Here is a 25690-nt window from a genome sequence, read left to right on the forward strand (position 1 = left end):
AGGAATATTTGTTCGGTAAAACACGCGAAAACCTTGACGAGCAAGGGATTGGGGCTTTAAAATGCTTGATATGGCTTTTTATATGTGTTACTCTACTTACAGAAAATCTTCACTTTGTTGGACAAACATTCCTCAAAGTGTCTGTTTTCTTTTGAAAAGCCGTTTACTTGTCTGTTCTTCCCTGCTTTGATTTTTTATTAAGACAGGTTTAGAATCAGGCTGAACTGTGAAGAAATGATAATAAACTGCTGAATTGATACCCTTTTGGGAGGAGGTGAAAGGCATGAACAAGACAGAACTAATCAATGCGGTTGCAGAAGCAAGCGAATTGTCTAAAAAAGACGCTACAAAAGCAGTTGATTCTGTTTTTGATACGATTTTAGATGCACTTAAAAATGGTGATAAAATCCAACTGATCGGTTTCGGTAACTTTGAGGTGCGCGAGCGTTCTGCACGTAAAGGACGTAACCCGCAAACAGGTGAAGAGATCGAAATCCCTGCAAGCAAGGTACCTGCTTTCAAACCAGGTAAAGCTCTTAAAGACGCTGTTGCAGGAAAATAATTGTGAATATAGATCGTGTATGCATCTGATACATACACTTTGTTTCTTCACAGAAAAGCCCCTTGATAAAGGGGCTTTTCATATTTAAGCAGCCTCGGTCTCCGGGCAGGACTTTCGTTTTGCTTTTGGCGCGCCAAATGTGCTAGAATCGAAATTAAATGTATTCAATGGTGGAGGACACAGACAATGAAAGAAGTTAATAAAGAACAGATTGAACAGGCAGTTCGCCAGATTTTAGAGGCGATAGGAGAAGACCCGGACCGGGAAGGTCTTTTAGATACACCGAAACGTGTGGCGAAAATGTACGCGGAAGTATTCTCGGGGTTAAATGAAGACCCGAAAGAGCATTTCAAAACCGTTTTCGGCGAGGACCACGAGGAGCTTGTTCTTGTAAAAGATATCGCGTTTCATTCTATGTGTGAACATCATCTTGTTCCTTTTTACGGAAAAGCGCATATTGCCTACATTCCGCGCGGCGGTAAAGTGACAGGCCTGAGTAAATTGGCGCGTGCAGTGGAAGCCGTTTCAAAACGCCCGCAGCTGCAGGAGCGCATTACTTCAACGATTGCAGAAAGCATCGTAGACACCTTAGATCCCCACGGCGTCATGGTTGTCGTTGAAGCTGAGCATATGTGCATGACGATGAGAGGCGTAAGAAAGCCGGGGGCAAAAACGGTAACTTCCGCTGTAAGAGGTATTTTTAAAGATGACGCTGCGGCGCGTTCCGAAGTGTTAGAACATATTAAACGTGCGGATTAATTATGATAGAGGGTGCAGATATGAATTCAAAGCATTCAAGTGATTTTGTCGTCATTAAAGCGGTCGAGGACGGTGTGAACGTCATCGGTTTAACAAGAGGAACGGATACGAAATTCCACCATTCTGAAAAGCTGGACAAAGGTGAAGTGATTATCGCTCAGTTTACAGAGCATACTTCAGCCATCAAAGTGAGAGGCAACGCCCTCATCCAGACCGCTTACGGAGAAATGAACAGCGAAAAAAAATAAGCCGGCTGTTTCCCGCTTTTGCCAAATGCCCGCAAACGGCGGGAGAATACAGCCAATTTCTTTTTTTTATGCTATAATGATACCTGCGTATAATAATGACGAGTAAATCTCATACATATTAGAATAAATGTGAATTTGGGGACAAGGGTGATATTTTTGCAAGACATCTACGGAACTTTAGCGAATTTAAATACGAAATTAAAACAAAAGCTGTCTCATCCTTATTTAGCGAAACATATTTCTGCGCCGAAAATCGATGAGGATAAGCTTCTTCTTTTTCACGCTTTGTTTGAAGAGGCGGACATTAAGAACAACGACAGAGAAAATTACATAGTAACTGCGATGCTTGTCCAAAGCGCCCTTGATACCCACGATGAAGTGACAACAGCCAGAGCGTTAAAGCGAGACGAAAATAAAAACCGGCAGCTCACCGTGCTTGCCGGCGACTATTTCAGCGGACTGTATTATTCGCTTTTATCTGAAATGAAGGATATCTATATGATCCGGACGCTCGCTACGGCAATTAAAGAAATCAATGAGCATAAAATCCGTCTGTACGATCGGTCTGTCAATGACTTGAACCAATTGATCGAAAGCATGGCGATTGTGGAAGCGGCCCTGTTTAACAGAGTGTCAGACCACTTTAATCTTCCGCGCTGGAAAGAGCTGGCGAGTGATTTTTTTGTGTATAAGCGGCTGATGAACGGCAATGCTATATTTCTCGATGTCATCGGCAATATTGTAAAGTCAGGGAAATCAAAGGCTGAAATACTGGAAGAAAGCTTCCGAAAGGCGAAACAAAGCATTGAAACGCTGCTGCCGCTCAATTCACCAATCCAAAATCTAATGCTGAACCGGCTTAAAGCGATCAGCCAAGACAAAACATATCATCAGAAAGTGGAAGAAGGGTAATCAACATGCAGGAGTCAAAAGAACAGCGCGTACACGGCGTGTTTGAAAAAATCTATAAAAATTATGACCAAATGAACTCTGTCATCAGTTTTCAGCAGCATAAAAAATGGCGCGACAAAACGATGCAGATCATGAATGTGCAAGAAGGCGCAAAAGCGCTTGACGTCTGCTGCGGGACGGCTGACTGGACGATTGCCCTCGCAGAAGCTGCCGGAAAAAGCGGCGAAATCAAAGGGCTGGATTTCAGCAAAAATATGCTGAGCATCGGCGAGAAAAAAGTAAAAGAGGGCGGTTACAGCCAAATTGAGCTTTTGCACGGAAACGCAATGGAGCTTCCTTTCGCTGATGATTCTTTTGATTTTGTCACCATCGGCTTCGGACTCCGGAACGTTCCCGACTATCTGACCGTGCTGAAAGAAATGCGGCGCGTCGTCAAACCGGGCGGACAGGTCGTATGCCTGGAAACATCCCAGCCGGAAATGATCGGTTTCAGACAGGCATATTTCCTTTATTTTAAATACATCATGCCTTTCTTCGGAAAAATGTTTGCGAAGAGCTATAAAGAATATTCTTGGCTTCAAGAATCAGCAAGAGAATTTCCCGGTATGAAAGAGCTTGCGCGTCTGTTTGAAGAAGCGGGCCTGACGAATGTCAAATACCATTCGTTTACCGGCGGAGTGGCCGCTACGCATATCGGCTGGAAATGATGAATATACAGATGTTTGGGTGAATGATATGAAATTTAAAATGGCCTATTCTTTTTTAAATGATGATATTGATGTGATCGAAAGGGAGCTTGAGCAGACGGTACGGTCTGACTATCCCTTGCTGAGTGAAGCCGGGCTCCATCTGCTTCAGGCAGGAGGCAAGCGGATCCGCCCTGTTTTCGTATTGCTTTCCGGCATGTTCGGCGACTATGACATTAATAAAATAAAATATGTTGCGGTGACGCTGGAAATGATTCATATGGCGTCCCTCGTGCATGACGACGTCATTGATGACGCCGAGCTGCGGAGAGGAAAACCGACCATTAAAGCCAAATGGGACAACCGCATCGCCATGTATACCGGTGATTATATGCTTGCGGGCTCGCTTGAGATGATGACGAGACTGGATGAGCCGAAAGCCCACCGGATCCTGTCCAAAACCATCGTAGAAGTATGCCTCGGAGAAATTGAACAGATCAAAGATAAATATAATATGGAACAAAACCTCAGAACCTATTTACGCCGCATCAAACGGAAAACGGCGCTTCTTATCGCCGTCAGCTGCCAGCTCGGCGCCATCGCTTCGGGAGCTGATGAAAAGATTCATAAAGCATTATATTGGTTTGGTTATTACGTGGGCATGTCCTACCAGATTATTGATGATATCCTTGATTTCACTTCAACGGAAGAGGAGCTGGGAAAACCGGTCGGAGGAGATCTGCTGCAAGGAAATGTCACTCTGCCCGTTTTGTACGCGCTGCGTCAGCCTGAATTGAAAAATCAGCTGAAATTAATTAACAGCGAAACAACACAGGAGCAGCTCGCACCCATTATTGAAAATATTAAACGCACAGATGCGATTGAAAAATCAATGGCCGTCAGTGATAGATACTTAAAAAAAGCGTTTGAAAAGCTGAATACGCTGCCGAGAGGACGTGCGCGTTCATCCTTGGCCGCCATTGCCAAATATATCGGCAAACGGAAATTTTAAATCCTTTTACGAACAAGATGTGAACATTCTCCGCCCTGGATTGATTAATTGTCAGAAAGATGTTACGATTTCGGTGTGCAACTTGAAAGCCTATACATAATGATGGGGTGGAGAATCTTATGGAAAAAACTTTTATCATGGTAAAACCGGACGGCGTACAGCGCCAGCTGATCGGAGAGATTTTATCGAGATTTGAGCGTAAGGGCTTACAATTGGCAGGAGCCAAGCTGATGCAAGTTTCAGAACAGATGGCTGAAAACCATTATGCTGAACATAAAGGGAAACCGTTTTTCGGTGAGCTTGTGGAATTCATTACATCAGGACCCGTATTTGCAATGGTATGGGAAGGGGAAAATGTAGTAGAGATCACAAGACAGCTGATCGGAAAAACAAACCCGAAAGACGCACTGCCAGGCACGATTCGCGGTGACTACGGCATGTTTGTCGGCAAAAATATCATTCACGGTTCAGACTCCTTAGAAAGCGCTGAACGGGAAATTGACATTTTCTTTAAACAGGAAGAGCTTGTACCGTATCAAAAATTAATGGCCGACTGGGTGTACTAAGCCGTCAGCCTTTCTTTTTCTCTTGTTATGAAAAGGTTTACATATTTTAAGAAAGACAGAGGCTGCGCTGCCCTGTCTTTTCATTTCTCACAAATCAGCCTGCGGGCTGATTTTTTTATTGAAATCGTACAAATTAGAAAGAAAACAGGCTATACTAGGACAAAAGACAGCGAGATTGGGAGAGAAGCAATGGAGCCTTACGACATTTTTATCACCAAGTGGAAGAAAATAACCGGTGTTGATTTATCTTTATACAAAGAAGCACAAATGAAAAGGCGGCTGACGTCCCTTTATGAAAAAAAGGGATTCAAAGATTTTCAGGAATTTGCCGCCGCTTTGGAGAAAGACAAGCTTTTATTAAATGAAACATTGGACAGGATGACAATCAATGTTTCTGAATTTTACCGAAATTATAAACGATGGGAAGTTCTTGAAACCTCAATTCTTCCGTTAATAAAGCATAACAAACCGTTAAAAATATGGAGTGCGGCCTGTTCAACGGGGGAGGAACCCTATACCTTGGCCATGATTCTCAATCAGCAGGCGGGTTTGGCCGGATTTGATATATTGGCGACAGATATTGATGAAAAGGCGCTCGGCAAAGCCAAGCGGGGCATCTATCAGGAGCGGTCCCTGCAAGAGGTGCCGGCTTCCATAAAAAGCCGCTATTTCACCAAGCAGGCTGACAACAGCTATCAAGTAAAACAAGAGATTCAGAAAAACATCCGGTTTAAGCGGCATAACCTGCTTGCCGACAGCTATGAACAGGATTTTGATCTGATCGTCTGCCGCAATGTTTTTATTTATTTTACTGAAAAAGCGAAAGAAGAGCTGTATGTGAAAATGGCGGGCAGCCTGAAAAAGAACGGAATTCTGTTTGTCGGAAGCACAGAACAAATTTTCAGCCCGGAAAAATTCGGCCTTGAAAGCACTGATACATTTTTTTATCAAAAAAGATAGAAGACATTTTATGAAAACTTGTGTTATAGTTTTACTTAAAAGCGTTAATGTGATGAAGGGAGAAGAACGAAATGAGATACTTAACAGCCGGAGAATCACACGGTCCGCAGCTGACGACCATTATAGAAGGTGTGCCTGCGGGGCTTTATATAACTGAGGAAGATATTAATTTTGAGCTTGCCAGACGCCAAAAAGGGCACGGGCGCGGACGGCGCATGCAGATTGAAACGGACAGAGCGAAGATTACGAGCGGCGTGCGGCATGCCCGGACACTCGGTTCACCCATTGCGCTCGTTGTAGAAAATAAAGACTGGACCCACTGGACAAAAATCATGGGTGCCGCACCGATTACAGAAGAAGAAGAAAGTGAAATGAAACGCCAGATTTCAAGACCGAGACCGGGGCACGCGGATTTAAACGGCGCCATTAAGTACAATCACCGCGATATGAGAAATGTGTTAGAACGATCTTCCGCGCGTGAGACAACGGTTCGCGTGGCTGCCGGAGCCGTCGCTAAAAAGATTTTAGCGGAGCTTGGCATTACAGTGGCCGGACATGTTTTGCAAATCGGCGGGGTAAAAGCCGAGAAGACCGACTACACATCCATTGATGATCTCAAGCGGGTAACGGAAGAATCACCGGTCAGATGCTACGATGAAGAAGCAGGCCGTCAAATGATGGCAGCCATTGATGAAGCGAAGGCAAACGGCGACTCAATCGGCGGAATCGTTGAAGTGATTGTCGAAGGCATGCCGGTCGGTGTCGGAAGCTATGTCCATTATGACCGTAAACTGGACAGCAAGCTCGCCGCTGCCGTTCTGTCGATCAATGCTTTTAAAGGTGTCGAGTTCGGCATCGGTTTTGAAGCGGCCGGCAAAAACGGCAGTGATGTTCATGATGAAATCGTGTGGGATGAAGAGAAAGGCTACACACGCGCTACAAATAGGCTCGGAGGATTAGAAGGCGGTATGACGACAGGTATGCCGATTGTCGTCCGCGGCGTTATGAAACCGATCCCGACTTTATATAAGCCGCTGAAAAGCGTTGATATTGAAACGAAAGAGCCGTTTTCAGCGAGCATTGAACGTTCAGACAGCTGCGCGGTTCCAGCGGCAAGCGTCGTGGCTGAAGCGGCAGTGGCCTGGGAAATCGCAAATGCCGTCGTAGAACAATTCGGCCTCGACCAGATCGACCGCATTAAAGAAAATGTTGAAAACATGAAGAAACTATCGAGGGAATTCTAATGAAGGAGCTTGAGGTTCGGACGGCTTCCTCCGCATATCCCGTGTATATCGGTGAAGGCATCAGGAAACAGGCCGCTGCCCTTCTGACTTCACTGAACAGGCCGCTGACAAAAATCCTGCTCGTCATCGACGCTGAAGTCGACCGGCTTTACGGTGATGAGATGTTCCGGCTTCTAAACGAAACATGGCCCGTGAAAAAAGTGATCGTCCCGAGCGGAGAAGAAGCGAAGTCTCTGAAAGAGTATGAACGGATTCAATCGGAAGCGATCGCTTTCCATATGGACCGCTCTTCATGTATGATCGCCTTCGGAGGCGGTGTGACGGGTGATTTGGCCGGCTTTTGCGCAGCGACTTTTATGCGCGGAATTGATTTCATCCAAATGCCGACGACACTGCTTGCCCATGACAGCGCGGTCGGCGGCAAGGTGGCCGTCAATCATAGACTCGGAAAGAATTTAATCGGAGCGTTCTATCAGCCGAAAGCGGTGATTTATGATACGGAGCTTCTGAAAACCCTGCCGGAACAAGAGCTGAGATCGGGTATGGCTGAGGTGATAAAACATGCGTTTATCGCCGACCACGCTTTTTTAGAAAAGCTCCTCACGCTTGATACGTTAAACGGACTGACAAGCGCAGAGCTGAATGAAATGATTTATAAAGGAATCTCAATCAAATCGGCCGTTGTGCGTGAGGACGAAAAGGAAGAGGGGATAAGAGCTTTTCTGAATTTCGGACATACGCTCGGCCACGCCGTTGAGGCGGAATACGGCTACGGCCGAATTACACATGGAGATGCAGTCGCCCTCGGCATGCAGTTTGCCCTTTACGTGAGTGAACAAGTTGCGGGATGCAAGATGAACAGAAAAGAACTCACGCAATGGCTGATTGGGCTCGGCTACCCGGGAAGCATCAGACAAGATATTGAAACACCGGTTCTCTCCGTCCGGATGATGAATGACAAAAAAACGCGCGGAGGCATGACTCAGTTCATCGTATTGAAGGAATTAGGCGAAGCGCAGGACTGTATGCTTTCAAAAGATGAGCTTGAAAATTTGCTGAACAAATGGCGAATGGAGGAAACAGCATGATGATACGCGGCATTCGCGGAGCAACAACGGTGGAACAAGACACCGAACAAGAAATTTTAGAAAAAACACAGCAGCTGCTTGAAAAAATCATTGAACAAAATGGATGCAAGCCGGAAGACGTCGTGCAGATCCTGTTATCCGCCACGCCTGACATCCATTCCGTATTTCCGGCAAAAGCGGTCCGCCGCCTTTCCGGGTGGCAGTACGTCCCGGTAACATGCATGCAGGAAATGGATGTTGCAGGCGCTCTGAAAAAATGTATCCGTGTCCTGATGACGGTTCAGACGGATACGCCTCAAGATGAAATCAAGCATGTCTATTTAGAAAAAGCCGTTGTGTTAAGACCGGATTTATCATTGACAAAAAATACTGACATGTAATACGATAAAAAAAGCTTAGAAATACACAAGAGTGTGTATAAAGCATAGAAGCCAGATGATGAAACAGTTGAGTTTAGAATAGGGTAGCAGAGAATGAGTTTAGCTGAGCTGAGATAAACACGTTTTTATTCTGCCCAAAAGAAGCCTTTCTTTTGGGTTTATTTCATATACGCAAGACCCCTCTCACTCCTCATCTCATTCTCCTTACCGTAAGGAGGAGAATCATGAATTTACAATCGGATATTTCTTTATTTTTAAAGGACAGTCTGACACACCGCACCATTCCAATCGCAGAGACTTTTACGGTCGATACGATCACACCCATTCAGATGGTTGAAAAACTGGACAGAAACATTACGTATTTGCTGGAAAGCAAGGATGAGTCGTCAAGCTGGTCAAGATACTCCTTTATCGGTCTCGATCCTTTTATCACGATTAAAGAGAGTCATCACACATTCACTGCCGCTGATCCGAAAGGGGTTACGCTGTTTGAAGCCGGAGATTTAAAAGCCGTGCTTGACTGGATGAATGAAAGCTTCCGTATTAAAACGCCCGATCTTGATATCCCGTTTTCGGGAGGGGCGGTCGGTTATCTGAGCTATGACATGATTCCTTTAATTGAGCCTTCCGTGCCAAGCCACGCAAAAGAAACAGATTTAGAAAAATGCATGCTGTTTGTCTGCCGGAAAATCATTGCGTACGACCATGAAACGAAACAAGTGCATTTCATTCAATATGCGGCGCTTAACGGCCGGGAGACGGAAGAAGAAAAACGGGCCGTTTTTAAAGAAAATTGCGCTGAGCTTCGCAAGCTTATCGGTATTTTGACAGAACCTAAGGATATGAAAGAGCCGTTTTTTTCCAAAGATACATTTGAAACACCGAGCTTTGTCAATGTGACATCCAATAATACGAAAGAAGAGTTTATGGCCGGCGTTAATAAACTGAAAGAATATATAAAAGCGGGAGATATTTTTCAAGGAGTGCTGTCGCAAAAATTTGAGATCCCGGTATCCAGACATTCCTTTGAGCTGTACAGGGTGCTCCGCATCGTCAACCCTTCACCTTATATGTACTATATTAAACTGCCGGACAGAGACATTGTCGGGAGTTCGCCTGAACGCCTGATCCGTGTGCATGACAGGCATCTGGAAATACATCCGATCGCCGGAACGAGAAAAAGGGGAGCCGGAAAAGAAGAGGACGAACGCCTGAAAAAAGAGCTGATGAATGACGAAAAAGAAAAAGCTGAACATTACATGCTCGTCGATCTGGCGCGCAATGATATCGGCAGAGTCGCGGAGTATGGTTCCGTAACCGTTCCGGAATTCACGAAGATCGTTTCTTTTTCACATGTGATGCACATCATCTCCGTTGTAACCGGCCGTTTAAAACAGGGCGTCCATCCGGTTGATGCGCTGATGTCGGCATTCCCGGCAGGAACACTCTCGGGCGCTCCGAAAATCCGCGCGATGCAGATTTTAAATGAATTAGAACCGACTTCCAGAGAAACTTACGGCGGATGTATCGCTTATATCGGATTTGACGGTTCGATTGATTCGTGTATTACCATCCGCACCATGAGTGTCAAAAACGGTACGGCGTCGGTGCAGGCGGGCGCGGGAATAGTCGCTGATTCCGTCCCGGAAGCCGAATATGAAGAGAGCTGCAACAAAGCAGGGGCGCTGTTAAAAACGATTCAAATCGCAGAAGACATCTTTTCTGGCGGGGAGGAGAAGACGGATGAACAAATTTCTGCAATCGTGCGTTAATGGCGGCACGCTGAAAACCGGAGAAGCCGAAAAGCTGATGGAAATGATGATGAACGGAGACATGTCGCAGTCTGAAATCGGCGGAATCTTATCGGTATTAGCCCACCGCGGCGAAACGGCGGAGGAGCTCGCCGGATTTGTAAAAGTGATGCGGGCCCGTGCGCAGACGGCAGATGGCCTGGAAGAGGTCGTTGATACGTGCGGAACAGGCGGAGACGGGATTTCTACGTTTAACATATCAACGGCAGCAGCGATTACAGCCTCTGCCGCCGGAGCCAAAGTTGCCAAGCACGGAAATCGTTCCGTGTCGTCTAAGAGCGGCAGCGCGGATGTGCTGGAAAAACTGGGTGTTTCCATTCAAGCCACTCCTGACAGTGTTAAGCACAGTATTGAGACGAAGCAAATGGGTTTTTTGTTTGCGCCGCTGTTTCATTCGTCAATGAAGCACGTCGCCGCTGTGAGAAAAGAGCTGGGCTTCCGAACCGTGTTTAACCTGCTTGGCCCGCTCAGCAACCCGCTGCAGGCGAAGCGGCAGGTGATCGGTGTCTATTCATCTGAAAAAGCGCGCCTGATGGCAAGCGCTTTGGAACAATTTGAAGTCAGGCATGTCATGCTTGTGTCGGCGCGTGACGGGTTAGATGAACTTTCCGTCACCGCACCGACCGATGTCATTGAGCTGAAAAACGGTGAACGTCTGGAATATGCGGTATCACCTGAACAATTCGGTTTTAAAGAAGGTTTGCTGAAAGATATTCAAGTGAGCTCAGCGGAAGAAAGCGCGCATCTCATTCAGAATATTTTTGCAAATAAAGCTCCGTCGTCCGCTCTGCACATTACGGCCTTAAATGCGGGAGCGGCCATTTATACGGCGGGTCTCGCAAACGATCTGAAAGAAGGAGCCGAAATCGCTTTAGAAACGATTCAAAACGGAGATGCCAAAAGGCAGCTCGAACGTCTGAAACAGAAAGAGGAAGAATTATATGCTTGATCAAATCATTCAGCAGAAAAAAGAAGAAATCAAATCCATTGTGCTGCCGGAAACCTGTCAAATTGAACGGAGATCTTTTAAGGAAGCGCTCCTGAATCCGAACCGTTTTATCGGGCTGATCGCTGAAGTGAAAAAAGCTTCGCCGTCTAAAGGGCTGATTAAAGAGCATTTTGTTCCGGAAGAGATTGCGGCAGATTATGAAGCAGCCAAAGCCGACGCCCTTTCTGTTCTGACGGATACCCGTTTTTTTCAGGGAAGAAATCACTTTTTGACAGATGTTAAAAAAAGCGTTTCTCTTCCCGTATTAAGAAAGGATTTTATTATTGACTCCCTGCAGGTGGAGGAATCGTACCGGCTCGGTGCTGATGCGATTTTGCTGATCGGTGAAGCGCTGGAACCTTCAAAGCTTCATGAGCTTTACCTGGAAGCACGTGAGAAGGGCATGGACGTTCTCGTGGAAGTCCATGATGAAACCGTGCTTGAACGGATTTTACAGGTGTTTCAGCCGGACATTCTCGGCATTAACAACCGGAACTTAAAAACGTTCCGTACTTCGGTTTCGCAAACGGAAAAAATAGCGCAGCTTGTGCCGGACGGCTGTCTGCTGGTCAGTGAAAGCGGGATCGGCTCTTTGGCTGACCTGCAATTCGTCAACAAGCACGGGGCGCAGGCTGTATTGATCGGAGAATCCTTAATGAGAGAGGATTCACAGCAAAAGGCGATCCGCGGGCTGTTCGGGGAGTGAGGGTATGAAAAAGCCTGAATTAAAGTACTGCGGAATACGATCGAAGCGTGATTATGAGCTTGCGGCAGCCTCAGAAGCGGATTACCTGGGATTTATTTTTGCCGCAAGCAAACGGAAGGTCACCCCGGATGACGTCCGGAAATGGAAACAAGAGATCCGGACAGACAAGAAACATGTCGGAGTTTTTGTGAATGAAACGATAGAAAACATCGCGCAAATCGCTTCTGATCTGTCCCTTAACGTTATCCAGCTTCACGGTGATGAATCGCCAGAGGATGCCTGCCGTCTCCGTCCTCTTGTGCGTTCTGAGATATGGAAAGCGCTCCATCACGGAGAAAGCACGCTCCGTCAGATGGCTCAATTTGCACCTGCAGTCGACGGCTATGTCATTGATTCTTCAGTCAAAGGCATGAGGGGCGGGACGGGAATCGCGTTTTCGTGGAAGCGTGTCCCTTTGTACCAGGAGCAGGCTCAAAAAGGAAACAAGCGGTGTTTTATTGCGGGCGGCGTTAATCCTGAAACGATTACCGGCTTACTGAGATCACGCCCGTGCGGTATAGATCTTGCCAGCGGAATTGAAAAAAACGGACAAAAGGATCAAACACTGATCCGGCTTTTAGAAGAAAGGATGAACCATTATGTATCCATATCCAAATGAAATCGGAAGATACGGCGAATTTGGCGGCAAGTTTGTCCCTGAAACATTAATGCGGCCCCTCGAAGAAATCGAAACGGCTTTCAAAGAATTAAAGAATGATCCCGTTTTTCATGCCGAATATCAAAAACTATTGTTTGATTACTCAGGCAGACCGACGGCATTAACGTTTGCAGACAGGGTGTCGGAGTATTTGGGCGGGGCAAAAATCTATCTGAAAAGGGAAGATTTAAACCATACCGGTTCCCATAAAATAAACAACGCGTTAGGCCAGATTCTGCTTGCCAAAAAGATGGGCAAAACGAAAATCATTGCCGAAACCGGTGCGGGACAGCACGGTGTTGCCGCCGCGACAGCCGCCGCAAAATTCGGTTTTGAGTGCACGGTTTTTATGGGGGAAGAGGACGTTGCGCGCCAGTCGCTGAACGTATTCCGCATGAAGCTGCTCGGCGCAAAAGTGGTGCCGGTCTCAAGCGGAAACGGCACGCTGAAAGATGCGACGAATGAGGCGATCAGATATTGGGTCCAGCATTGTGAAGATCATTTCTACCTAATCGGTTCTGTTGTAGGCCCGCATCCGTATCCTTACATCGTTCGCGAATTTCAGAAAATCATCGGCGAGGAAGCGAAAGAACAGCTCCGCAAAGCCGAAGGAACGCTCCCGGATAAGGTTGTTGCATGTGTCGGCGGCGGAAGCAATGCGATGGGCATTTTTCAGGCCTTTTTAGAAGATGATACTGAACTGATCGGCGTCGAGGCTGCCGGAAAAGGAATTGATACACCGCTGCATGCGGCAACGGTCGCAAAAGGGAGGCTCGGGGTGATTCACGGTTCGATGACTTATTTAATACAAGATGCATACGGGCAGATTATCGAACCGTATTCCATTTCAGCAGGCCTTGATTACCCGGGGATCGGGCCGGAGCATGCCTATCTGCATAAAAGCGGCCGTGTAACGTACGAAAGTGTGACAGATGATGAAGCGATCGCCGCGCTGCGTCTGCTTTCTGAAACAGAAGGCATTCTTCCGGCTATTGAATCTGCACACGCTTTGGCCAAAGCGTTTGAAATGGCAAAAGACATGGATAAAGATAAAATCATTCTCGTCAGTTTGTCGGGAAGGGGAGATAAAGACGTTCATACGCTGATGAATGTTTTGGAAAACGAGGTGGAGACACATGTTTAATCTGCATGATTCTGAAAAACTATTTATCCCTTTTATTACAGCTGGCGATCCGCTTCCTTACATTTCTGTTGAGCTGGCAAAGTCATTGCAGAATGCAGGCGCCTCAGCCCTTGAAATCGGCGTCCCATACACAGATCCGCTCGCCGACGGCCCGGTTATTCAGCGGGCTTCAAAACGGGCTCTGGAAAACGGAATGAATATCGTAAAAGCCATTGAACTTGGCGGCAAAATGAAAAAAAACGGCGTTCATATTCCAATTATCCTCTTTACGTATTATAATCCTGTGTTACAATTAGAGAAAGAATACTTTTTCGCTTTACTGCGGGAAAACGACATAGACGGTCTGCTTGTTCCGGATCTTCCGTTAGAGGAAAGCGCCCTTTTACAAACGGCATGCAAAAAGGAGAACATCGCTTATATCTCGCTGGTTGCGCCGACAAGTGAAAACCGACTAAAAATAATTACTGAACAGGCCGGCGGCTTTGTGTACTGCGTATCCTCTTTAGGAGTGACAGGCGTACGCAGAGAATTCGATCCGTCTGTATACTCTTTTATCCGAAAAGTGAAAGAATTCAGCTCCGTTCCGGTTGCGGTCGGTTTTGGCATTTCAAGCCGCAGACAGGTTGAGGAGATGAATGAAATATCAGACGGTGTCGTTGTCGGAAGCGCGCTCGTTAAAAAAGTAGAAGAGCTTGAAACAAAGCTTGTGAACCCCGTAACAAGAGCCGATGCGCTTCTTGAATTTGAAGAATATGCAAAGACGTTCGGACGACTGTACAGTGTAAAATGAGGTGACTGGATTTGCAGATTAAAGAACAGCTGCGGCAGCTGAAACCGTATCAGCCGGGCAAACCAATAGAAGAAGTGAAAATGGAATACGGGCTTGAGAAAGTAGTAAAGCTCGCTTCTAACGAAAATCCGTTCGGCTGTTCACAGGCCGCTAAAGATGCGCTGCATCAGGAGATTGAGCAGCTCGCGCTGTATCCAGACGGTTACAGTGCCGCATTGAGAACGCGGCTCAGTGAGCATCTGCAGGTCAGTGAATCTTCGATCATTTTCGGCAACGGCTCAGATGAGCTTGTGCAGATTATCTGCCGTTCTTTATTAAATGATCAGGCAAACACGATTACCGCCGCTCCGACTTTTCCGCAATACAGACACAATGCGGTGATTGAGGGCGCTGAAGTACGTGAGGTGCCGCTCCGCAGCGACGGTGCTCATGATTTGGATCGGATGCTGGAAGCAATTGACGGCAAGACGAAAGTCATATGGGTGTGCAATCCGAATAATCCGACGGGGACGTATACTTCCGAACGGGAATTAATTTCCTTTTTAGACAGAGTTCCCGAGGAAATCCTCGTTGTACTTGATGAAGCGTACTATGAGTATGTCACCGCGGAAGATTACCCTGAAAGCATTCCGCTTTTAAAGCAATATCCGAATGTCATGATCCTCCGCACATTTTCTAAAGCGTACGGACTTGCCGCGCTGCGCGTCGGATACGGCATTGCGGACGAAGCGCTGATCCGCCAGATTGAGCCGGCGAGAGAGCCGTTCAATACGAGCAGAATCGGCCAGGCTTCGGCACTGGCTGCGCTTGATGACCAGGCATTTATTAAGGAATGTGTCGAAAAAAATAAAGCCGGTCTTAAGCAGTATTATGATTTTGCCGAAACCCACGGTTTAACATGTTATCCTTCACAAACCAACTTTGTGCTCATTGATTTTAACCGCCCGGCGGATGAAATGTTTCAGGCCCTGCTGGAAAAAGGATATATCGTCCGCTCGGGACAGGCGCTCGGATTTCCGACAGCGTTAAGGATTACGGTCGGTACGAAAGAGCAGAATGAGGAAATTCTGACAATTTTAGCTGAAATATTATAAGAGGTGATCAAGCATCACCTCTTTGCTCTATTAAACTAGATGAAAAAGGAAATGAGTGAAATGAAGGATACTATATTGCTTGCGGGGATCGGGCTGATCGGCGGATCGATCGCATTGGCCATCAAAAAGGAGCATCCGCATAAACGGATTATCGGTGTGGATATTTCGGAAGAACAGCTCATTGCCGCGCTGAAGCTCGGGATTATTGACGAGCGGGCCGGCTCATTTACGGAAGGGGCGCAGCAAGCATCAGTTATCATTATCGCCACGCCCGTCGCCCAAACGCTGAAAATGCTTGATATGCTGGCCGCCTCGGGCATCACCCATGAACTCTTGATTACGGATGTGGGCAGCACAAAACAGAAAGTCGTCAGCTACGCCGACAAAGTGCTTCCGGCTCACTATCAATTTGTCGGCGGCCACCCGATGGCGGGGTCTCATAAATCAGGGGCAGCTGCCGCAAAAGAATTTTTATTCGAAAACGCGTTTTACATTTTAACACCGGGAAAATCAACTTCTAAACAGTCAGTAACGCATCTGAAGGAGCTTCTGAAAGCGGCAAACGCCCACTTTGTGGAGATGACGCCTGAGGAACATGACGGCGTGACGAGCGTCATCAGCCATTTCCCTCATATCGTTGCTGCCAGCCTCGTACATCAGGCTCACCGTTCTGAAGAAGATTACCCGCTTTTGAAGCGTTTCGCGGCCGGCGGTTTCCGGGACATTACAAGAATAGCCTCCAGCAGTCCGGCGATGTGGAGAGACATTCTCCTTCACAACAAAGATAAACTGCTTGACCGCTTCAAAGAGTGGAAACGGGAGATTGACACGATCGAATCTTACGTAGAAAATGAAGATGCGGACAACCTGTTCGGTTACTTTAAAAAAGCGAAGGATTACCGCGACGGCCTGCCGATCCGTCAAAAAGGGGCGATCCCGTCCTTTTATGACCTTTATGTCGATGTTCCCGATCATCCGGGGGTCATTTCAGAGGTTACGGCGATATTGGCTGATGAACAAATCAGCATCACCAACATCCGTATTATCGAAACGAGAGAAGATATTAACGGAATTCTGAGAATCAGTTTCCAGACGGATGAGGACCGCAAGCGGGCGGAAATCTGCATTCAATCCCGCGCCAAATATGACACATTTTACGCTGACTGAGGTGGAAAACATTGAAAAGAGAAAAAGTGACATCTTTAAACGGTGAAATTCATATTCCGGGGGATAAATCCATCTCCCACCGTTCTGTTATGTTCGGAGCGCTTGCAGAAGGAACGACAACGGTAAAAAACTTTTTGCCGGGAGCCGATTGCCTGAGCACGATTGCCTGCTTCAGAAAAATGGGTGTCTCCATTGAACAGAACGGAAGTGATGTAACGATACACGGGAACGGCATTGACGCACTTTATGAGCCTGACAGCCTTCTTGATGTCGGAAATTCCGGCACGACTATCCGCCTGATGCTCGGCATTTTAGCCGGACGCCCATTTCACAGTACGGTAGCGGGCGACGAAAGTATTGCAAAGCGCCCGATGAAGAGGGTGACGGAGCCTTTAAAACAGATGGGTGCCGTGATTGACGGAAGAGCGGACGGAGAATTTACGCCGTTATCTGTAAGAGGCGGACAATTAAAAGGCATCGATTATGTGTCTCCCGTCGCAAGCGCGCAGATCAAATCTGCCGTGCTGCTTGCCGGATTGCAGGCAGAAGGAACGACAACCGTTACCGAGCCTCATAAATCAAGAGATCATACAGAACGGATGCTGAACGCTTTTGGCGCTGAGCTTGCGGAGACAGAGACGAGCGCTTCCGTAACGGGCGGTCAGCGGCTTCGGGCAGCTGATATTTTCGTGCCTGGGGATATATCTTCAGCGGCCTTTTTCCTCGCGGCCGGGGCTGCCGTTCCCGGAAGCCGGATTGTGTTGAAAAATGTCGGCCTGAACCCGACGCGCACAGGGATTATTGATGTCTTAAAGCAGATGGGGGCTTCACTTGAAGTGATTCCGTCAGAAGCGGACAGCGCGGAGCCGTACGGAGATCTTGTTATCGAAGCGTCAGCTCTGAAAGCGGCAGAAATCGGCGGAGAAATCATTCCCCGTTTAATTGACGAGATTCCGATTATCGCCCTTTTGGCAACGCAGGCTGAAGGCACAACGGTCATTAAAGACGCGGCGGAGCTGAAAGTGAAGGAAACGAACCGGATCGACACCGTCGTATCAGAGCTCCGGAAAATCGGCGCAGACATTGAAGCGACTGAAGATGGCATGAAAATCTGCGGCAAAAAGACACTCGCGGGCGGCGTCAGTGTATCAAGCCACGGCGACCACCGCATCGGCATGATGCTCGGTATCGCCTCATGTCTGACGGAAGAGCCGATTGACATTCGTGATACAGATGCGATCCACGTCTCCTATCCGACATTCTTTGAGCATTTAGATCAATTAGCCAAAAAAGCCTGAAGACGATTCTTCGGGCTTTTTTCTTCATGTGTCATAAAGTCATGAGCTTTGACATAGCTTGTCTTAAACAGGAAAAATAACAGGAAGGGGGGATGCGTTTTCGTTACAGAAACAGCCGGATCAAACCGCGCTGTTTTTCGTATAAAGATGGCGGCCCCTTTTTTGCCGTTTTCCTCCTCGCCATTTTTTGATAAACTATAATGCCGGGTGAAGCATCTTATTTGCGGGCAGACCCTGTCTGAATTATGATAAGAATAACCCGAATAAACCCTTTTCATTGGTTGATGAGGTATAGGAAAAGAAAGGACCGGTCTGATTTGAATACATTGATTCAAGATGCCATAAAATTAGTTGAAGCAGGTGAAACCGAAAAGGGACTCAAAGCGCTTTCAAAAGCTGAATCGCAGCTTCATGACGAAGACAAAGCCATTGCAGCCCAGCTCTACTATGAATGGGGAAACGCAGAGAAAGCGTTAACGCTGATCAGTGATCTGCATGACCTTTATCCGGATGAGTCTGAGCTGACGAATTTTTACGCCGAATTGTTAATAGATATTGATGAAGAAGAAAAAGCTCTTGAGGTGCTGGAGACGATATCACCAGAAGACCCGTCTTACGCGGAAAGCCTTCTTTTGATGGCTGATCTGTATCAGATGCAGGGCTTATTTGAAGTAAGTGAGCAAAAGCTGTTACAGGCGAAAGCAATGTTAAAAGATGAACCTGTTATTGATTTCGCTCTGGGAGAATTGTACTTTACACAAGGATCATACGCAAAAGCCGTTCCCTATTACGAAGAGACGGCAAAAGAGCGGAATGAAATCGGCGGTGTAAATGTTCATCAAAGGCTGGCCGAGTCATTGAGCGCGGCGGGTGAATTTGAAGAAGCGATTTCATGGTATGAAAAAGCGGCAGCAGAACATACAGAACCGAATACGATTTTCGGGTACGGCTTCACAGCCTATCAGGCGGGGATGGTCAAAACCGCCATTAAGCAGCTTTCTGATTTAAAAGGGCTTGATCCTTCTTATTCATCGCTTTATATGCCGCTTGCAAAAAGCTACGAGGCAGAGGGCATGTATGAAGATGCATTAAAAACCGCTAAAGAAGGTATTACTTACGATGAATACAATAAAGAGCTTTTTCTCTATGCGGCGAAAATGGCGTTAAAGCTCGGCAACGAAGACGAAGGCAAAAAGCTTCTTCAGGAAGCGCTGGCGCTCGATCCGGGTTATGTGGAAGCGCTCCATACGCTTTTAGCCGTCTATCATAAAGAAGAAAGCTATGAAGAGATTATTGATCTGATTCAGGAAGTCCGCGGCTACGGTGAAGAAGATCCGAAATACAATTGGTATTTGGCGGGCGCCTATACGGGTCTGGAGCAATATGACGAAGCGAAAAAAAGCTTTGAAGCTGCGTACCTCCATTACCGGGAGGATCGGGATTTCTTATATGAATACGCTCATTTCTTATTGGAAGAGGGTCTCCAGAAAGAAGCGCTGCCGCTTTTAAAACAAGTGCTTTCAATGGATGGAACAAACGAAGAGCTTGAAGAAACAATCTTACGGATAGAGGACGAATTTTTGAGATAAGCAGGATTTTGGACCATGCTTGCTGAATGTATAAGTGATGTCAGATTATACGATCGATAGAGGAGGGAATTACATGCAGACCCCTGTTTCTGTCAATGAAAAAAAGGATTTTATCCGTTGGTTTTTAAATCATTATCAGCTTAAACGCCGGGAGTGCGTCTGGATTTTAAATTATTTAATGAGTCATGATACATTAATGGAGAAGGTCCATTTTGTAGAACAAGCTGAATTTTGCCCGAGAGGCATTATCATGTTTGCTCATTGCGTTGATGAGGTGCCGTTTAGGTTTTACAAAGAAAATGTCATGACCACGGACGCAGAAAAATCTTTTCACGACATCCGGCTGAATAAGCAGCAGGATTTATTTATCCAGCTGAATTTCCGTTCGGCCTACAGCTCGCCTGAATATGCTGCTGTTCTTGAATTAAATCCGCATCTGCCGAAAGACCTGTTTGAAAATAAACAGGATCAGGGGATGGCCGAAAAAATATTAGAACATGCCATATCCACTTTCCAGCGGGAAAAGCTGCTTAAAGATATCGACGAGGCGCTGGACCGCCACGACAAAGAAACATTTGAAAAGCTTTCCCGCCAATTGAATCAGCTCACATAAATGACAGCCTTGCAGAATATGCAAGGCTTGTTGCGTAAGGAGGAGGAACCAGACATGAGATGGAGGGCCGCTGATGCCGATGTCTATTTACAATCTGCGGATTACATTGATACCGCTGTCATTCCGTTAATTTCCATAACATCTGCAGGAGGCTTAAAAGAGGCCGTTGAACGGGGGGAGAGCACCCAATTGCTTTCTGAAGAGCTTGAGCGCCAGTTGAAGGGACGGGTATATTTATTCCCCTCTTATACATATGTTGATATAGATCAATCACAGATTGATCTGCTTCAAAAATTCAAAGAAGAGGTGATGACCAGCTTTCGGCATGCCTTGTTTCTGACGGCAGACGAAAAATGGAAGGACTCTGAAATAGGATCTGATGTCATATACATACCAGCAGTCCCGTTTGAACATATGACAGACTCTTTAAAGAGAAAAATAGCGGATGATAAGTGCGGGGAAATTTTGAACGTTTTGTTACAGAAGTGGAACAATTCTTAAAAACTCCAGACATCACGCAAAACAGCCATTTTGCCTCTGTTGACCTTGCTGAAAGATTCATATATTATGAGGGTGTCAAATCTCAGAATTATTTTCTATTTTAGTTAATTTTTGGTCAATCTTTTAGGGGGGGAAGAGATGGGCGGAAAACAAGATATATCAAGAAGGCAATTTTTAAACTATGCGCTCACCGGCGTGGGGGGATTTATGGCCGCCAGTGCGCTTATGCCTATGGTCCGTTTTGCGCTGGACCCGGTATTAAAACCGACCGGAGATCAAAAAATGGTGCAGGTTGTCAGCGTCGATGAACTGACGAAGGAGCCGAAACGGTTTGACTTTAAAATTCATCAGGTCGACGCCTGGTACGAATCGGAAGAATCCAGGTCAGCCTGGGTCTATAAGCATGGCGATGAAATTATAGCGCTTTCGCCGATCTGCAAGCATTTGGGCTGCACCGTAAACTGGAACAATGATCCTAAAAATCCGAACAAATTCTTTTGTCCCTGCCATTACGGGCTGTATGAAAAAGACGGCACGAACGTTCCGGGCACGCCGCCGCTCGCGCCTCTTGACCGTTATGAGCAAAAAGTAAAGGACGGCTTTTTGTATCTTGGAAAAGCAAAGCCTAGGGGGGAAGGGTGACATGCTGAACAAAATTTATGACTGGGTGGACGAACGTCTCGATATTACGCCGATGTGGCGGGATATCGCCGACCATGAAGTGCCGGAACATGTGAATCCAGCTCACCATTTCTCGGCTTTTGTCTATTGTTTCGGCGGATTGACGTTTTTTGTAACCGTTATCCAAGTGCTGTCCGGGATGTTTTTAACGATGTATTATGTGCCGGATATTAAAAACGCGTGGGAATCTGTGTATTATTTGCAGAATGAAGTCGCTTTCGGACAGATTGTAAGGGGTATGCATCATTGGGGGGCAAGTTTAGTCATTGTGATGATGTTTTTACATACGCTGCGGGTTTTCTTTCAGGGAGCTTATAAAAAGCCTCGGGAATTGAACTGGATCGTCGGTGTTCTGATCTTTTTTGTGATGCTTGGTCTCGGTTTTACAGGGTATCTGCTTCCGTGGGACATGAAGGCGCTGTTTGCGACAAAGGTAGGTCTTCAGATTGCGGAGGCGACGCCGTTGATCGGAGCGCAGGTGAAAACCCTTCTTGCCGGCCACCACGATATTGTCGGAGCCCAAACGCTGACGAGATTCTTTGCGATTCACGTGTTTTTTCTCCCTGCCGCTTTGTTTGCGCTCATGGGCGCCCACTTTGTCATGATCCGCAAGCAGGGAATTTCAGGACCGCTTTAATACAGATCTGATATAAAAGGGAGGGGATGACATGCACCGGGGGAAAGGAATGAAGTTTGTAGGAGATTCGAGGATTCCGGCTGAAAAAAAACCGAATATACCGAAAGACTATTCAGAGTATCCGGGAAAGACAGAGGCATTCTGGCCGAACTTCCTGCTGAAGGAATGGATGGTCGGAGCCGTTTTCCTCGTCGGATTTCTCGTTTTGACGATAGTGCACGAGCCGCCTTTGGAACGGGTTGCGGACCCGACGGATACGGGCTATATACCGCTGCCGGATTGGTATTTTCTATTTTTATACCAGCTTTTAAAATATGAATATGCCGCGGGGAGCTACACTGTTATCGGCGCGATGATTATACCGGGGCTTGCCTTCGGATCGCTGCTTTTGGCTCCGTTTCTCGACAGGGGCTCTGAAAGAAGGCCGTGGAAGCGTCCGGTTGCGGTCGGCATGATGCTTTTGGCGCTTTGCGCTACGGTTTTTTTAACGTGGCAGTCAGTCGCGACGCATGACTGGGCGAAGGCGGAGGAGCAAGGGAAAATCAAAAAAGAAGCCGCCATTGATACCGAATCAGACGGTTATAAAGTATTTAAAGAACAAGGCTGTATTTCCTGTCACGGGGATAATCTTCAAGGCGGAGGCGCCGGTCCCTCCCTGGTCGATAACGGGCTGAGCCCGGAAGAAATTAAAAAGATCGCCGTCAAAGGGAAAGGGCAAATGCCAGCCGGTATTTTTAAAGGGAATGATAAACAGCTTGATCAGCTGGCGAAGTTCATTTCTGAAACGACAGCGAAATAACGTATTGTGAAGCGGACAAAAGCAGGATATACTTTTATGAAAAGAGCTGACCGGATGTCAGCTTTTTTTGCATGATACATACTTTTTACGGACTGAGAGTTGATGGTATGAGGTGGATTTCTTATCTTTTAGGACGGCGCGGCATGCTTCTGCTTGCTCTTGCCGTTAATTTTATCGGTACCGTGTACGGCTATTATTGGTATTTGCCGCAGCTTGCGGACACGCCGTTCCGTTTTCTGATATTTGTGCCTGACAGCCCGACGGCGACGTTTTTCTTCCTGTTCGTGCTTTTGGCATTTCTCATGAGAAGAAACGCGCCGCTGTTTGAAGCGCTTGCGCTTGTAACCCTTGTAAAATACGGGCTGTGGGCGGTCGGAATGAATATCTTTGTGCTGATTAAAATGGGGCAGATGCCTTGGGAAGGGTACATGCTGATTGCTTCACATTTCGCCATGGCCGTTCAAGGCGTTTTATACAGCCCGTATTTTCGGTTCCGGTTATGGCATCTTGCCGTTGCCGCTGTTTGGACGCTTCATAATGACGTCATTGATTATCTTTTCGGCATGATGCCCCGCTATTCAATGCTCAGTGCTTATATGCAAGAGATCGGCTATGCCACATTCTGGCTGAGCCTGTTTTCACTCGGTCTTGCATACGTTTTGGTGATTTCCAAAAGGCGGATAAAGCTTGACTTACACTGATAGAATCTTGGTCTAACCTTGTCCCGCTCTTCATATTCTGTAAAGAGAAGGAGTGGGAGGGACCTCTATGAAACGAAAGCTGACAATCTGTCTTTTGCTTGCTCTTATGTGTTTCATCACAACTGCTAAAGCTGAAGGTGAGGGCGGTCTCAAGGAACTGAACGACCTTTCGGATACCGTTTTCCAGATGACGAGGCATTCGCAGTATGATGAGGCCCTGCAAGTGCTTGGCTACTTTAAGAAAAAAATGACACACGTAAACTCACTGACCGGCGCCGAAGTCAGGCAGGTGACTCTGGGCTGTAATGATTTAGAGCGCGCCTTGAAACAGGCGGATGCCTCAGATTCCGAAAAAATTCGCGCAGCCGCTCAGTTCAGGCTTGTAATGGATGCGATGGAAGACCACTCCGATCCGCTGTGGGGTTCGCTTGAAAGACCGATTATGGCGACATTCAGCGCCTTAAAAGAAGATGTCAGCGGGAACGGAAGTGAGAATTTCAATGAAAAGTGGAATGAATTTATATCATTATATGATTTAATTTATCCCAGCCTGACAATGGATGTGTCGGCCGGCCAGCTTGATACGGTGGCGAAACATATCGAGGTGATTGAGCAGGAAGGGTTTCAGCAGATGACAAAAGGAACAAAGCTTGAGCGTCTGACGCTCCTGCAGCAGGATTTAAAACGTGTATTTGACAAGGTGGAGCGGGATGACGCTGATCCTTCGCTGCTCTGGGTCATTCTGACAACAGGCGGTATCATTATTACTGCGCTGACATATGTCGGCTACCGAAAATACAGAGCGGAAAAAAAGAAAGAGAAAAAGCGTGAATATCCTAAGTCTAAATAAACACAAATTGCTGTAAAGGAGCTAAAGCCAGTGAAAAAACTCATCCAGCAATTGGCTTCAAAACACCTCCCGCAGCCGATCAGAGGCAGAAAAGGAGCGACTGATGAAGGACCGCGGAACCTCGTGCGTGACTTCCAGAATCCTGACATGCTCGTTCCGCCTTCAACGGATGCGGGAACGGTTCAAAATTTGAAATTCTCTTTTTCTGATACGCATATGAGGCTTGAAGACGGCGGATGGTCAAGAGAAGTGACGGTCAGGGAACTGCCGGTGTCCAAAAACATCGCGGCGGTGAACATGAGACTGAAACCGGGAGCTGTGCGGGAACTTCATTGGCATAAAGAAGCCGAATGGGGATACGTGATAAACGGAGAAGTCCGTTTAACCGCAGTCGACCAAAACGGGCGGAATTTTATTGACAACGTCAGTGAAGGGGATTTGTGGTATTTTCCTTCCGGCATCCCTCATTCCATTCAAGGGATGGAGCAGGGCAGTGAGTTTTTGCTTGTCTTTGATGACGGCTCATTTTCAGAAAACAGCACCTTTTCAGTAACGGACTGGTTTGCCCACACCCCGCGCAGCGTGCTGGAGACGAACTTCGGTGTTCCCGGATATGACTTGGCCTACATTCACAAGAAAGAGCGTTACATGTTCCAGCTGGACCCGCCTCCCCCGATTGAACAGGCAGCCGTTTCTTCCCCGGAAGGCACCGTTTTGGAGCCGTTCAGCTACAAGCTCTCCCGGCAGGAGCCTCTTGTTACCAGCGGGGGAAGAGTCAAGATCGTCGATTCCAAAACGTTTAAGGTGTCAAAAACAATTGCCGCCGCTCTTGTGGAAGTCGAACCCGGAGGCATGAGAGAATTGCATTGGCATCCGAATACGGACGAGTGGCAGTATTATCTTTCGGGAGAAGCGAAAATGACGGTGTTTGCGGCGGAGGGAAGAGCGCGGACATTTAACTATCAAGCGGGTGACGTGGGATATGTTCCTTTTGCGATGGGGCATTATGTCCAGAATATCGGTGACACCGTGCTTCGCTTTCTGGAAATTTTCAAAAGCGACCGTTTCGAAGACGTCTCCCTAAACCAATGGCTGGCACTGACGCCGCAGCGCTTCGTCGAGCAGACGCTCAATGTCAGTCCGGCATTCGCCCGCCGATTGAAAAAGAAAAAATCACCGGTTGTCAAATGGAAACACGAACAGTAAA

At 47.0% G+C, this 25690-nt stretch carries 29 protein-coding genes; all 29 read left to right on the forward strand.

The window, feature by feature from the left end; all coding sequences use genetic code 11:
* Positions 1 to 283: 283 nt before the first annotated feature.
* The 29 genes from hbs to ACXN9U_RS04270 all read left to right on the forward strand — a co-directional run bounded on the left by hbs (position 284) and on the right by ACXN9U_RS04270 (position 25689).
* Positions 284 to 562, forward strand: a complete 279-nt coding sequence (gene hbs, locus ACXN9U_RS04130; protein ID WP_003153447.1) for a non-specific DNA-binding protein Hbs — start codon at positions 284 to 286, stop codon at positions 560 to 562.
* A 186-nt stretch (positions 563 to 748) separates the two neighbouring features.
* The gene (folE, locus tag ACXN9U_RS04135; protein ID WP_016939106.1) at positions 749 to 1321 is read left to right on the forward strand and encodes a GTP cyclohydrolase I FolE; all 573 of its coding nucleotides are present in this window, start codon (positions 749 to 751) and stop codon (positions 1319 to 1321) included.
* Between the two features lie 20 nt (positions 1322 to 1341).
* Positions 1342 to 1569 carry a trp RNA-binding attenuation protein MtrB gene (mtrB, locus tag ACXN9U_RS04140; RefSeq protein WP_003153449.1) on the forward strand — a complete coding sequence of 76 codons (228 nt, stop codon included), beginning with the start codon at positions 1342 to 1344 and terminating at the stop codon, positions 1567 to 1569.
* 156 nt (positions 1570 to 1725) lie between these two features.
* Positions 1726 to 2481: a heptaprenyl diphosphate synthase component 1 gene (gene hepS, locus ACXN9U_RS04145; RefSeq protein ID WP_060964887.1), complete on the forward strand. Its 756-nt coding sequence runs from the start codon at positions 1726 to 1728 to the stop codon at positions 2479 to 2481.
* Positions 2482 to 2486: 5 nt separating this feature from the next.
* On the forward strand, positions 2487 to 3188 hold the full coding sequence (gene menG, locus ACXN9U_RS04150) for a demethylmenaquinone methyltransferase (RefSeq protein WP_045925472.1): 702 nt from the start codon (positions 2487 to 2489) through the stop codon (positions 3186 to 3188).
* Between the two features lie 28 nt (positions 3189 to 3216).
* Positions 3217 to 4179 carry a heptaprenyl diphosphate synthase component II gene (gene hepT, locus ACXN9U_RS04155; protein WP_016939103.1) on the forward strand — a complete coding sequence of 321 codons (963 nt, stop codon included), beginning with the start codon at positions 3217 to 3219 and terminating at the stop codon, positions 4177 to 4179.
* Positions 4180 to 4298: 119 nt separating this feature from the next.
* Positions 4299 to 4745 (forward strand): nucleoside-diphosphate kinase, encoded by a 447-nt coding sequence (gene ndk / locus ACXN9U_RS04160; RefSeq protein ID WP_003153455.1) that lies wholly within the window; start codon positions 4299 to 4301, stop codon positions 4743 to 4745.
* Between the two features lie 189 nt (positions 4746 to 4934).
* Positions 4935 to 5705, forward strand: coding sequence for a protein-glutamate O-methyltransferase (locus ACXN9U_RS04165; protein WP_060964889.1), 771 nt, complete (start codon positions 4935 to 4937; stop codon positions 5703 to 5705).
* 71 nt (positions 5706 to 5776) lie between these two features.
* Positions 5777 to 6949 (forward strand): chorismate synthase, encoded by a 1173-nt coding sequence (gene aroC, locus ACXN9U_RS04170; protein WP_489202196.1) that lies wholly within the window; start codon positions 5777 to 5779, stop codon positions 6947 to 6949.
* Positions 6949 to 8037, forward strand: a complete 1089-nt coding sequence (aroB, locus tag ACXN9U_RS04175) for a 3-dehydroquinate synthase (RefSeq protein WP_489202197.1) — start codon at positions 6949 to 6951, stop codon at positions 8035 to 8037. The genes aroC and aroB overlap by 1 nt, the downstream gene beginning before the upstream one ends.
* The gene (gene aroH, locus ACXN9U_RS04180; protein ID WP_045510999.1) at positions 8034 to 8417 is read left to right on the forward strand and encodes a chorismate mutase; all 384 of its coding nucleotides are present in this window, start codon (positions 8034 to 8036) and stop codon (positions 8415 to 8417) included. Before aroB ends, aroH begins: the two co-directional genes overlap by 4 nt.
* Positions 8418 to 8641: 224 nt before the next feature.
* Entirely contained in the window at positions 8642 to 10189 is a 1548-nt protein-coding gene (gene trpE, locus ACXN9U_RS04185; protein ID WP_489202198.1) for an anthranilate synthase component I, read from the forward strand.
* On the forward strand, positions 10161 to 11177 hold the full coding sequence (gene trpD / locus ACXN9U_RS04190; RefSeq protein ID WP_489202199.1) for an anthranilate phosphoribosyltransferase: 1017 nt from the start codon (positions 10161 to 10163) through the stop codon (positions 11175 to 11177). The genes trpE and trpD overlap by 29 nt, the downstream gene beginning before the upstream one ends.
* Positions 11170 to 11922 (forward strand): indole-3-glycerol phosphate synthase TrpC, encoded by a 753-nt coding sequence (gene trpC / locus ACXN9U_RS04195; protein WP_489202200.1) that lies wholly within the window; start codon positions 11170 to 11172, stop codon positions 11920 to 11922. Before trpD ends, trpC begins: the two co-directional genes overlap by 8 nt.
* 4 nt (positions 11923 to 11926) lie before the next feature.
* Positions 11927 to 12580 carry a phosphoribosylanthranilate isomerase gene (locus ACXN9U_RS04200; RefSeq protein WP_489202201.1) on the forward strand — a complete coding sequence of 218 codons (654 nt, stop codon included), beginning with the start codon at positions 11927 to 11929 and terminating at the stop codon, positions 12578 to 12580.
* Positions 12561 to 13763: a tryptophan synthase subunit beta gene (gene trpB / locus ACXN9U_RS04205; protein ID WP_060964895.1), complete on the forward strand. Its 1203-nt coding sequence runs from the start codon at positions 12561 to 12563 to the stop codon at positions 13761 to 13763. Before ACXN9U_RS04200 ends, trpB begins: the two co-directional genes overlap by 20 nt.
* Positions 13756 to 14553, forward strand: coding sequence for a tryptophan synthase subunit alpha (gene trpA, locus ACXN9U_RS04210; RefSeq protein WP_489202202.1), 798 nt, complete (start codon positions 13756 to 13758; stop codon positions 14551 to 14553). Before trpB ends, trpA begins: the two co-directional genes overlap by 8 nt.
* An 11-nt stretch (positions 14554 to 14564) precedes the next feature.
* On the forward strand, positions 14565 to 15647 hold the full coding sequence (gene hisC, locus ACXN9U_RS04215) for a histidinol-phosphate transaminase (protein ID WP_489202203.1): 1083 nt from the start codon (positions 14565 to 14567) through the stop codon (positions 15645 to 15647).
* Between the two features lie 51 nt (positions 15648 to 15698).
* A complete protein-coding gene (locus tag ACXN9U_RS04220; RefSeq protein WP_489202204.1) occupies positions 15699 to 16814 on the forward strand; it encodes a prephenate dehydrogenase in 1116 nt (371 codons plus the stop codon).
* Positions 16815 to 16825: 11 nt separating this feature from the next.
* Positions 16826 to 18112, forward strand: coding sequence for a 3-phosphoshikimate 1-carboxyvinyltransferase (gene aroA / locus ACXN9U_RS04225; protein WP_489202205.1), 1287 nt, complete (start codon positions 16826 to 16828; stop codon positions 18110 to 18112).
* 317 nt (positions 18113 to 18429) lie between these two features.
* Positions 18430 to 19701 carry a tetratricopeptide repeat protein gene (locus ACXN9U_RS04230; RefSeq protein ID WP_060964899.1) on the forward strand — a complete coding sequence of 424 codons (1272 nt, stop codon included), beginning with the start codon at positions 18430 to 18432 and terminating at the stop codon, positions 19699 to 19701.
* 73 nt (positions 19702 to 19774) lie between these two features.
* Positions 19775 to 20314 carry a ReoY family proteolytic degradation factor gene (locus tag ACXN9U_RS04235; protein WP_489202206.1) on the forward strand — a complete coding sequence of 180 codons (540 nt, stop codon included), beginning with the start codon at positions 19775 to 19777 and terminating at the stop codon, positions 20312 to 20314.
* Positions 20315 to 20368: 54 nt separating this feature from the next.
* Complete coding sequence (locus ACXN9U_RS04240) at positions 20369 to 20815, forward strand: YpiF family protein (RefSeq protein ID WP_489202207.1); 447 nt, start codon at positions 20369 to 20371, stop codon at positions 20813 to 20815.
* Between the two features lie 138 nt (positions 20816 to 20953).
* Complete coding sequence (locus ACXN9U_RS04245; RefSeq protein WP_003153484.1) at positions 20954 to 21457, forward strand: Rieske (2Fe-2S) protein; 504 nt, start codon at positions 20954 to 20956, stop codon at positions 21455 to 21457.
* A 1-nt stretch (position 21458) separates the two neighbouring features.
* On the forward strand, positions 21459 to 22133 hold the full coding sequence (gene qcrB / locus ACXN9U_RS04250; RefSeq protein ID WP_003153485.1) for a menaquinol-cytochrome c reductase cytochrome b subunit: 675 nt from the start codon (positions 21459 to 21461) through the stop codon (positions 22131 to 22133).
* A gap of 31 nt (positions 22134 to 22164) precedes the next feature.
* Positions 22165 to 22932, forward strand: a complete 768-nt coding sequence (locus tag ACXN9U_RS04255; protein ID WP_003153486.1) for a menaquinol-cytochrome c reductase cytochrome b/c subunit — start codon at positions 22165 to 22167, stop codon at positions 22930 to 22932.
* A 107-nt stretch (positions 22933 to 23039) separates the two neighbouring features.
* Positions 23040 to 23633, forward strand: coding sequence for a lipoprotein heptaprenylglyceryl N-acetyltransferase LhaT (lhaT, locus tag ACXN9U_RS04260; RefSeq protein ID WP_198697810.1), 594 nt, complete (start codon positions 23040 to 23042; stop codon positions 23631 to 23633).
* A gap of 67 nt (positions 23634 to 23700) precedes the next feature.
* Positions 23701 to 24483 (forward strand): sporulation protein YpjB, encoded by a 783-nt coding sequence (ypjB, locus tag ACXN9U_RS04265; protein ID WP_016939084.1) that lies wholly within the window; start codon positions 23701 to 23703, stop codon positions 24481 to 24483.
* Positions 24484 to 24513: 30 nt separating this feature from the next.
* The gene (locus ACXN9U_RS04270; RefSeq protein WP_489202208.1) at positions 24514 to 25689 is read left to right on the forward strand and encodes an oxalate decarboxylase family bicupin; all 1176 of its coding nucleotides are present in this window, start codon (positions 24514 to 24516) and stop codon (positions 25687 to 25689) included.
* Position 25690: the final 1 nt, after the last annotated feature.

This window comes from Bacillus sp. BACIII (assembly GCF_057836745.1).